The sequence below is a fragment of the Cellulophaga sp. RHA19 genome (genome assembly GCF_002813425.1).
GTDB lineage: Bacteria > Bacteroidota > Bacteroidia > Flavobacteriales > Flavobacteriaceae > Cellulophaga.
This window is the reverse complement of sequence record NZ_PHUL01000001.1, coordinates 2,359,942-2,372,440: the sequence shown is the minus strand read 5'-3', so window position 1 is coordinate 2,372,440 and position 12,499 is coordinate 2,359,942. Positions and strand designations below refer to the sequence as shown.

The window sequence follows — 12,499 nt, the reverse complement described above, 5'->3', positions numbered from 1 at the left end:
TTTTACTATAACGTAATTAAGAAATATCAATTAACAAAAAAAATATAAAATGTAGATACAAGTAAAAATATAAATACATACATATCATTAACAATTATTTAAAGATTTCCCCAGTTAAAAAATAATCAACACATGATCAGAAAATTCCCATCAACTAAAAAAAGACCAAATTTATCTCGTTTACTTTTTTTAACCGTCCTCTACCTATGTATTCCCATAAATTTACTATCCTATAATAAGAGTAAACTTGATAATGCAAGTGAAAATGTAATTTTTGCAAATCCCATATTAGATTTAAATGCTTTTACGGCCGGCAATAATAACACATATACTCTAGATCCATCAACATCCAATATATATTCAATAGGTATAAGCCCTTCTGTGACTTCTGATAATGGTTTTGTACAAAGTGCAACCATATCTGTTTCTGGAGTTGCCGATACACCCACTGGAGAATTAATTTCTTTTAATGACGGTAGTGGATTTATATTATTTTACTTAGGTGGTACTGCCCCTTATCCTTCTAGGGTATTTAACTTTGGAGGTACCAATATTTTAGTAACACAAACATCTGGCACTACTTTTTTAATTACAGAGTCTTCAGGAAATCCAATACCTAATGCATCTTTTCAAGCTTTTATAGCTGGTACTTATTACGGTAATTTATCTGAACCTCAAACAGATGGTTTAAGAACAATAGATGTTCAGGTTACTGATAGTTTTGCTCAATCTAGTATTTCTCAGACTTTCTTTAATGTATATACACAACCAGTAGCATATGATAATATTAATAATATTAGTGCTAGCTCTACAGGAACTGTTACTGGAAACGTATTGACCGATGGAACTCCTGATTATGGAAATAATATTTTTGTATCTGAAGTTGATGTTTATCCTGCCAGTGTTGGTAATGTTTATAACACATTGTACGGTAGTGTCACTATACAAGCAAACGGTAGTTATGTATATGATGTGGATGAAGCTAACTCATCGGTAACAGGTTTAAAAAGTGGAGAAGCACTTCAGGACATTGTTTCTTACACTATTAGAGATCCAAATGGTTATATTGATTATGGTATACTTACAGTGACTATTAATGGTGTTGATGAAGCACCTATTGCATTAGATAATACCGATGAAATAACTGTTGTAGTAGAGAGTGACGTCTCTGGTAATATAATAACCGATATAGGTGTTGATGGAGCTGATTATGTAGATAGAGGTTTATCTACTTTAGTCTGGGAAAATCAATTTACCAATGGTGAAACTGTTAATGGAAAATCAAAAACTATTGGAGGAGTACAACTTAGTTTTATATCTACAGATCCTTCATCTGTAGGTACGGTTAACAACCAGATAGTTTTAACTACTAGTACTAATGGTGGACACACAGGTTACTTGCTTTACCAAATAGATGCAGCTACAAACCCCTCTGGAGACACAGAGTTAATTATAACTTTTAATGAACCAGTATTTAATTTAGGTTTTCTTGTTACCGATATTGATTATTCTCAAAGTACTACTTGGCAAGATCAAATAACTATAAATGGTTCATTAGATGGAACTGCATCTAACTTTACTTTTGTAACAACTGGTGGTGTAGTAAATACTTCTGGTAATACTTTTTATGGCACAGGTAGTGCAATTGAAAGTGATGCAACAGGTAATGTAAATGTATTTTTTAACGAACCTATAAATCAATTAAGGTTAGGATATAATTATGGTCCAGATGTTACCGATGCAAACCCTACTGCTCAAATAGCGGGTGTGTCTGATATTTACTGGCAAGGAGATAATCCAATGATACAGATTATTGAAATTGATGCCAGCGCAGGGAACGTAAATACAGTTTATACTGGCACATATGGTACTATTACAGTAAATAGTGACGGTAGTTATACATATACACCAGATGTTAGCAACCCTAATGTATCCGGTTTACTAATAGGACAAACTCTTACTGAAACTTTTGAATATAGATTATCTGATGGTTCTAATTCTGACATAGCTAACTTAATTATAACATTAAAAGGAAATAAAACACCTCCTACAATAGATATTACTACTCCTATTGAAGGTGACGATGTTGTTAATGCATCTGAAGATGATGATGTGTCTATTTCTGGTACCACTACTGGTATTGAAGACAACCAAATTGTTACAGTAACTTTTTCTGATGGCACAAATACTGTAACCACAACGGCTACAGTAACTGGTGATACTTGGACCGCTACAGATGCAGATATTTCTGGATTAACTAACGGTACAATTACTGTTACCGCAGATGTTGAAGACATAGCCGGAAATCCTGCTACAGATAACGACCCTGTTATTTTAGATAATACATTGCCAACAATAGACATTACAACTCCTATTGAGGGTGATGATGTAGTAAATGCATCTGAAGATAATGATGTATCCATTTCTGGTACCACTACTGGCGTAGAAGATGGTCAAACGGTAACTGTAACTTTTAGCGATGGTACAAATACTGTAACAACAACGGCTACTGTTACGGGTAATAATTGGACTGCTACAGATGCAGATATTTCTGGTTTAACTAACGGTTCAATTACTGTTACTGCAGATGTTACCGATGTAGCGCTAAACCCAGCAACAGATAATGATCCTATTACACTAGATAACTCATTACCTACAATAGACATAACAACTCCTATTGAAGGAGATGATATTGTGAATGCAGCTGAAGATGGTGATGTCACTATCTCCGGTACTACTACTGGTGTAGAAGACGGTCAAATTGTTACAGTAACTTTTTCTGATGGTACAAATACTGTGACAACAACGGCAACTGTTACGGGTAACTCTTGGACAGCTACAGATGCAGATATTTCTGGTTTAACTAACGGTACAATTACTGTTACTGCAGATGTTACCGATGTAGCCCTAAACCCAGCAACAGATAATGATCCTGTTACACTTGAAAACTCTGTGCCAACTATAGATATTACTACGCCTATTGAAGGGGATAATGTGGTAAATGCGTCTGAAGATAATGATGTCACTATTTCTGGTACAACTACGGGTGTAGAAGACAACCAAACTGTAACTATTACATTTAGTGATGGTACAAATACAGTAACTACTACAGCTACTGTCATTGGTAACAATTGGACTGCTACAGATGCAGATATTTCTACTTTAACTAACGGACCAATTTCTGTTATTGCAGATGTTATTGATATAGCGCTAAACCCAGCAACAGATAATGAACCTATCACCTTAGATAATTCTTTACCTACTATAGATATTGATACTCCTATTGAAGGGGACAATGTGGTTAGTGGATCAGAAGACAATGATGTTAGTGTGTCAGGAACAACTACCGGGGTTGAAGACAATCAAATAGTAACCGTAACTTTTTCTGATGGATCAAACATTGTAACTACAACGGCTACAGTAACTGGTGGTGTGTGGACAGCAACAGATGCCGATGTATCTGGATTAAACAACGGACCAATTACCGTAACTGCAGATGTTACCGATGTAGCATTAAATCCGGCTACAGATAACGAACCTGTTACACTTGATAATTCATTACCTACAATAGACATTACAACACCTATAGAAGGTGATAATATTGTAAATGCATCAGAAGATAATGATGTTACTATTTCTGGTACAACTACAGGTGTAGAAAACAACCAAATAGTAACCGTAACTTTTTCTGATGGTACAAATACTGTGACAACAACTGCTACTGTTAGCGCTAATTCTTGGACAGCTACAGATGCAGATATTTCTGCTTTAACAAACGGACCAATAACCGTTACTGCAGATGTTACTGATGTAGCTTTAAACCCTGCTACAGATAGTGATCCAATAACATTAGACAATACAATTCCTGTAGTAACAATAGTTATAGACAATGTTACTACAAACAACCTGGTCACTGCTTCCGAAGCTGCAAATAATATACCTATAACAGGTACAGTAAGTGGCGACTTTAACACCGGAGACACGGTTACTTTAACCATAAACGGAACAAACTACACTGGTACTGTAGATTCTGGAGGAATTTTTAGTATTGATGTTCCTGGTTCTGAATTACAAGAGGATGTAGATTTGACCATTGAAGGTAGTATTACTACAACTGACGCTGCAGGAAACTCAAGTTCTGCCTCTACAACTAAAATATACAATTTAGATAATGATGGAGATGGTGTAGCTAATAATATAGATGAGGATGATGATAATGATGGTATTACCGATGTTATTGAAGGAACAACAGATTTTGATAACGATGGTATTCCTAATTACTTAGATCTAGATAGTGATAATGATGGTATACCAGACGTTGTTGAAACTGGAAACGGAAGTTTAGACCTAGACGGAAATGGATCTATAGACACTGCAGAAAGTGCTCCCGGAACAAATGGTATTCCTAATAGCGCTGAAGACGGAGGTATAGATGGCAACGGAGTTATAAATATTCCTGCAGATAGTGATGGTTCTGGAAGTCCTAACTATTTAGATATTGATTCTGATAATGATGGTATTAGAGATTTAGTAGAATCGCAAATAGATTCCGGTTTGGTACAGTTATCGGGTAACGATACAGATAATGATGGTGTAGACGATGCTTTTGATGCCGATAACGGTGGCAGTTTTACAAATATTCCGGAAAATACAGATGGTGGCACTAATCCAGATTATTTAGATTTGGATAGTGATGATGATGGTATTATTGATAATATTGAATGGCAGTCAACATCTAACTATATACCTCCAAGTGCGGATGGTGATGGTAATGGTCTTGCTGACAATTATGAAACATCTTCCGGGTCTGGTATATCTATAAACCAGCCTGCTAACTCAGATGGTGCAGACTCTCCAGATTTTAGAGATTTAGATTCAGATAATGACGGTTTAACAGATTATGTAGAAGCTTATGATGTAGACGGAGATAATACTGCTGACACCTTACCAACGAACAACGATGTTGATAACGATGGTTTAGATGATGGTTTTGATAATAGTACAACGGAAACTAATGGAATTGCTGACCCTAACGGACCTACAAATAGCAACCAACAGGTTACAAACTTTCCTAATGATCAAGATCCTTTTACAAGTGAAGTAGATTTTAGAGATGGTACAACACATGTAGACCCTATAGACACAGATGGGGATAACGTAGATAATGATTTAGATATTGATGATGATAACGATGGGATTTTAGATTATGTAGAATCTTTAGGGTTTACACCTACAGATACAAAAGGTGATGCTTGTGGTATACCCGCGGGCTCATTTAATGGAGGTACATATATGGGCGGTGGATCCGGAGCGGGTACATTAGGTGCTGAATATAGGTTTTCTACCGTTGTAACATCTTCTCTGGGTGTTTTAGATGCTATTGTTAGAATTACAGATATTGATAATGCAACTTTGGTCTCTATTGATGATAATGCTTCTGGTAGTGAAAACGCTTGGCAACCAAACTTTACAATTGGTGGTACTACTGGTGCTACAGGAGGTATGTCTTTTAATGTACGTTTAGTAGCAACAGGAACAAATTTTCAAGTTAATCTTATAAGGTTTGGTGGTGTTATTTATGATATTGATGGTGCCAACACAAGAGAAAGTGTTACCTTAACAAGACCTGGACTGTATGCTATAGATAGCAACTCATTACTTACCGTTTCAGAAAATTTAGCTACAGGTACAGCTACTTTTCAAGGTCCTCCACAAACGTGGGCAGGAGTAGATTTTGGTGCTAAACTTGCTGCATATTTCAACTTTTACGAGACTACAAACTTAGATATAACATTTAGTGGTGAATTACTAACGTCTTCTCCTAATAATTATTTAGGTTCTGTATTATTTCAAACTTGTGATATTAACGGGTTATTCACTCCAACAAACACTACGTCTTCTAATAATACTGATGGTTCTGCAACTACTGCTTCTGGACCTGGAACAGCTCCAGTATATACTATTTACCAAGGGATAGATAGTGACAATGATGGTATAGAAGATCATTTAGATATTGACTCTGATAATGATGGTATTCCAGATAATGTAGAGGCGCAACCAACAACAGGATATGTAGCTCCTTCAAATACATTTGACGCAAACGGATTAGATACAAATTACCCAAGTGGGTTAATACCTGAAAATACAGATATAGATGCAAACCCTGATTATTTGGATCTAGACTCTGATGAAGATAGCCTTAGTGATACCGAAGAAGCTGGTTTTAATTCGGCTTCAAATAACTTAGATGCTGACGGTGATGGTCTTTTAGATGATTTTGACGATGTAGATACTTCAGGTACTCTTTTTGATACGAATGACGACCAAAATAATGGAGCTTCAGACCTGCCAAATATAGCTATTAATGCAACATCAGAAGTGGATTATCGTGAAGCTGGTATAGATGATAATGACTTGGATGGTATAGCAGATTCTATTGATTTAGATGATGATAACGATGGTATTTTAGATACTGCAGAAAGTCCTGGTGGACTTGACCCTAGTGCAGACGATGATGGAGACGGAATACTTAACTTTAGAGATTTAGACTTAGGTGCCGATACAAATTCTGATGGTATTGTTGATGCTTTTGATACTGATTTAGATGGAGTTCCAAATCATTTTGATTTAGATGCTGATAATGATGGTATATATGATACTGTTGAAGCAGGGAGCAGCCAAGCACACACAAACGGAATTTTAAATGGTGTTGTTGGTACAGATGGTGTTCCAAATAGTGTACAAGACAGCGGACAAGAAAATAGTGGCACTGTTAATTATACACTTGCTGATTCTGAAAGTACACCTGACAGTATTCCTGACTTTTTAGAATTAGATGCAGACGGTGATTTATGTTTTGATGTTATTGAAGCTGGTTTTTCAGATCCAAACGGTGATGGTATACTTGGAGATGCACCAACAACGGTTAATGCTAACGGTGTTGTAATTGATACTGATGTAACAGATGGTTATACTGTTCCTAACAATGAAGATAGTGCAAGTAATTCTCAATATGACTTTCAGCAACCTGATGTTGCCCCTACTATAGCCAATACTGCAGATCAGCCACAAGATGTTATTACAAATGCAGATACATCAGAGTCTTTTTCTGTTACTGCTACAGGAACAAACCTAGTGTATCAATGGCAAGTAGATGACCAATCCGGTGGTGGTTTTGCTGATATTGATGATGCAAATAATTCTGATATTTACACAGGAAGTACTACTTCTACCCTAACTTTATCTGGAATAACTGTAGCTCAAGACGGATATCAATATAGAGTTATAATTTCAGAACTTTCATATGTATGTTCTCCTGCTGTCTCAGATATTGCATTACTAACTGTTGATATTACCAACCCAGTTATAGCTATCAATGTTGTTGCAGTAGATGATATTGTCAATGCAATAGAAGATAATTCTCCTGTTACCATATCTGGAACAACAGATGCAGAAGATGGTCAAATAGTAACTGTTAATTTAAATGGTAATACCTATACCGCTACCGTATCTTCTGGTAATTGGACATTTGATATCAGTGCTGCAGAAGCTCAAGCACTTGATCCTTTAGAGACTATATTGGCAAATGTGTCAGATTTAGCAGGTAATGCTGCTACACAAGCAACTAGGGATATTGTTCACGATGTAGACGCAACTATAGATATTACTACACCTATTGAAGGTGATAATATTGTAAATGCTGCTGAAGATGGTGATGTTACTATTTCAGGTGTCACAACCGATGTAGAAGCAGGACAAACTGTAATCGTAACTTTTGATGACGGTTCTAATCCTGTTGTTACAACTACGGCAACTGTAAACCCTGACGGGTCTTGGACCGCTACAGATGCAGATATTTCTATGTTGAATAATGGTACTATTACCGTTAAAGCAGATGTTACAGATTTAGCCGGTAACCCTGCAACGGATAATGATCCTATAACCTTAGAAAATACAATACCTACTATAGATATTACAACTCCTATTGAAGTAGATGATATTGTTAATGCAGCAGAAGATAACGATGTTACTATTTCTGGTACTACTACTGATGTGGAGGACAACCAAACGGTAACTGTTACCTTAAGTGATGGTACAAATACAGTGACTACTACAGCTACTGTTACCGGTAATTCTTGGACTGCTATAGATGCAGATATTTCTGGGTTAACTAACGGACTAATAACTGTTACGGCAGATGTTGAAGACCTTGCAGGTAACCCCGCAACCGATAATGATCCTATTACATTAGATAACTCATTACCTACTATAGATATTACAACTCCTATTGAAGGAGACGATATTGTTAATGCAGCAGAAGATAACGATGTTACTATTTCCGGTACTACTACTGGTGTAGAAGACAGTCAAACCGTAACGGTAACTTTTGATGACGGTAGTAACACTGTAACTACAACAGCTTCTGTAAACGGTGGTACGTGGACTGCTATTGATGCTGACATCTCTATGTTAGATAATGGACCAATAACTGTTACTGCAGATGTAACTGATGTAGCTTTAAACCCTGCAACAGATAATGATCCTGTAATACTTGAAAACTCTGTGCCAACTATAGATATTACAACTCCTATTGAAGGAGATGATATCGTTAATGCAGCAGAAGATAACGATGTTACTATTTCTGGTACTACCACTGGTGTGGAGGACAACCAAACTGTAACTGTAACTTTTAATGATGGTACAAATACCGTGACTACAACAGCTACTGTTACTGGTAATACTTGGACTGCTACAGACGCAGATATTTCTGGATTAATTAATGGACCAATTAATGTTACGGCAGATGTTACCGATATAGCGCTAAACCCAGCAACAGATAATGATCCTATTATTTTAGATAATACAGTGCCAACAATAGATATTGATACTCCTATTGAAGGAGATGATATTGTAAATACCACTGAAGATAAAAACGTAACTATTTCTGGTACAACTACGGATGTTGAGGACAACCAAATAGTTACAGTAACTTTATCTGACGGATCAAATACTGTGACTACCACGGCTATTGTAACTGGTAATGTATGGACAGCAGCAGATGCAGATATATCTGGCTTAAACAACGGACCAATTACCGTTACGGCAGATGTAACAGACGTAGCTCTTAATCCTGCTACAGATAATGAAGCAATTACCTTAGACAATATATTGCCATTAATAAATATAGCCACACCTATAGAAGTAGATGATATTGTAAATGCAGCTGAAGATGGTGATGTCACTATTTCTGGAACTACTGTTGGTGTAGAAGACAACCAAACTGTTACCGTAACTTTTTCTGATGGAACTAATACCATCACTACAACAGCTACTGTAACAGGTAATGCTTGGACTGCAGCTGATGCAGACATCTCAAGTTTAACTAATGGAACAATTACCGTAACAGCAGATGTGACCGATGTGGCACTTAATCCGGCATCAGATAATGATCCTGTTACTCTTGATAACACAATACCTACTGTAGATATTACTACACCTATAGAAGTTGATGATATTGTAAATGCTGCGGAGGATGGTGATGTTACTATTTCGGGTACTACCACTGATGTGGAAGCGGGACAAACGGTAACCGTAATTTTTGATGACGGTACCAATCCTGTTGTTACGACTACTGCAACTGTAAACCCTGATGGGTCTTGGACCGCTACTGATACAGATATTTCAAGTTTAACTAATGGAATAATTACCGTTACAGCAGATGTAACAGACGTAGCGCTAAACCCAGCAACGGATAATGATCCTGTTACTCTTGATAATACAATACCTACTATAGATATCACTACACCTATAGAAGTTGATGATATTGTAAATGCCGCGGAGGATGGTGACGTTACTATTTCCGGTACTACCACAGATGTGGAAGCGGGACAAACGGTAACCGTAACTTTTGATGACGGTACCAATTCTGTTGTTACAACTACGGCAACTGTAAATCCTGACGGGTCTTGGACTGCTACAGATGCAGATATCTCTATGTTGAACAATGGTACTATTACCGTTACAGCAGATGTAACAGACGTAGCGCAAAACCCAGCAACGGATAATGATCCTGTTACTCTTGATAATACAATACCTACTATAGATATTACAACACCTATAGAAGTCGATGATATTGTAAATGCCGCAGAAGATGGTGATGTTACTATTTCTGGTACAACTACAGATGTGGAAGCAGGACAAACGGTAACAGTAACTTTTGATGACGGTACCAATCCTGTTGTTACAACTACGGCAACTGTAAATCCTGATGGATCGTGGACGGCTACTGATGCAGATATCTCTATGTTGAACAATGGTACTGTTACCGTTACAGCAGATGTAACAGATGTAGCGCTAAACCCAGCAACGGATAATGATCCTGTTACTCTTGATAATACAATACCGACAATAGATATCACTACACCTATAGAAGTTGATGATATTGTAAATGCTGCGGAGGATGGTGATGTTACTATTTCCGGTACTACCACAGATGTGGAAGCGGGACAAACGGTAACCGTAACTTTTGATGACGGTACCAATCCTGTTGTTACAACTACGGCAACTGTAAATCCTGATGGGTCTTGGACAGCTACAGATGCAGATATCTCTATGTTGAATAATGGTACTATTACCGTTACAGCAGATGTGACCGATGTGGCACTGAACCCTGCAACGGATAATGATCCTGTTACTCTTGATAATACAACACCTACTATAGATATTACAACACCTATAGAAGTTGATGATATTGTAAATGCCGCAGAGGATGGTGATGTTACTATTTCCGGTACTACCACAGATGTGGAAGCAGGACAAACGGTAACCGTAACTTTTGATGACGGTACAAATCCTGTTGTTACGACTACGGCAACTGTAAACCCTGATGGATCTTGGACAGCTACAGATGCAGACATCTCTATGTTGAACAATGGTACTGTTACCGTTACAGCAGATGTGACCGATGTAGCGCTTAATCCGGCAACGGATAGTGATCCTGTTACTCTTGATAATACAATACCTACTATAGATATTACAACACCTATAGAAATTGATGATGTTGTTAATGAAGAAGAAGCTAATGATGTTACTATTTCGGGTACTACTACTGGTGTCGAGGATGGTCAAACCGTTACTATAACATTTAGTGATGGAATAAATACTATAACAACAACGGCTAGTGTTTCTGGAGGTCTATGGACCGCTACAGATGCAGATATTTCTGGACTTACAAACGGACCAATTACTGTTACTGCTGATGTTACGGATGTAGCTCTTAACCCAGCAACAGATAATGATCCTATTGTTTTAGATAATTCATTGCCTACCGTAGACAGCTTTAGTACAATAGATATTACTCCTGTTTTAACAGGTCAAGGAGACCCTAATGAAGACCTTATTATTGAACTAGACACTAATGGTGATAATGTATTTGATGTTACATATGCTGTTACTACAGATGCTAGTGGAAACTGGAGTTTAGATACTGAAACGCAATCGCCAATTAATGGTTCCTTACCTCTATTATCTGATGAAGATATTATTGATATAGTTGCAACTGATCCTGCTGGAAACAGCAGTACTGGTATAGTTACTATATCTGTAGATACTGATGGTGATGGAATAAATGATAATGATGAAGTTTCTTTAGGTACTGATCCTAATAATCCTGATTCTGATAATGATGGTGTTAATGACGGCCAAGAAGTTACAGATGGTACAAATCCTTTAGATGATTGTGATTCTATTGGTGGTACTCCTCTACCTACTAGCGATTGTGATAACGATGGTTTAACTAATTCCCAAGAAGCTGCTATTGGAACCGATCCTTTTAATCCTGATTCGGATAATGACGGACTTTTAGATGGTGATGAAGTTACTTTAGGTACTGATCCTAATAACCCTGATACTGATGGGGATACCATTTTAGACGGACAAGAAGTAACCGACAATACCAATCCGCTTGATGATTGTGATTCTATTAACGGAGTTCCTCTTGATGATACTGATTGTGATATGGACGGATTAACCAATGCTCAAGAAGCTGATTTAGGTACTGATCCTTTTAATCCTGATTCTGATGGGGATTTAATTCTTGATGGTAAAGAAGTTGATGATGAAACTGACCCTCTTGATCCTTGTGATAATATCGGTGGTACTCCTCCGGCTGGGGCTGCTTGTGATATCTCTATCTACAACGACCTTGTTGGTCCTGGTGTAGATGATGGTTACTTTAGAATTATTAATATTGAGCAGTTTCCGAACAATACTGTACAAATCTATAACAGATGGGGAGTTATTGTTTTTGAAACTAAATCTTACGATCGTGGTACTAATGTATTTAAAGGTATTTCTAATGGTAGAGTGGTTGTGAAGAAAAACGAAACACTACCGGCTGGAGTTTATTACTACATTATTAACTACAATAATAACGGTCTAAACAAATCTAAAGCTGGATATTTATATCTAAACAGGTAATTTTAAACACAACCATTAAACG

The 12,499-nt window shown here is 37.1% G+C and carries 1 protein-coding gene; it reads left to right on the top strand.

The window, feature by feature from the left end; all coding sequences use genetic code 11:
- Positions 1–132 precede the first annotated feature (132 nt).
- Complete coding sequence (locus AX016_RS10450) at positions 133–12,477, top strand: Ig-like domain-containing protein (RefSeq protein ID WP_100895554.1); 12,345 nt, start codon at positions 133–135, stop codon at positions 12,475–12,477.
- Positions 12,478–12,499 lie beyond the last annotated feature (22 nt).

What these genes read in the sequence shown, in the direction of transcription:
- AX016_RS10450 (WP_100895554.1), top strand. Translation starts at nt 133, where the DNA reads ATGATCAGAAAATTCCCATCAACTAAAAAAAGACCAAATTTATCTCGT.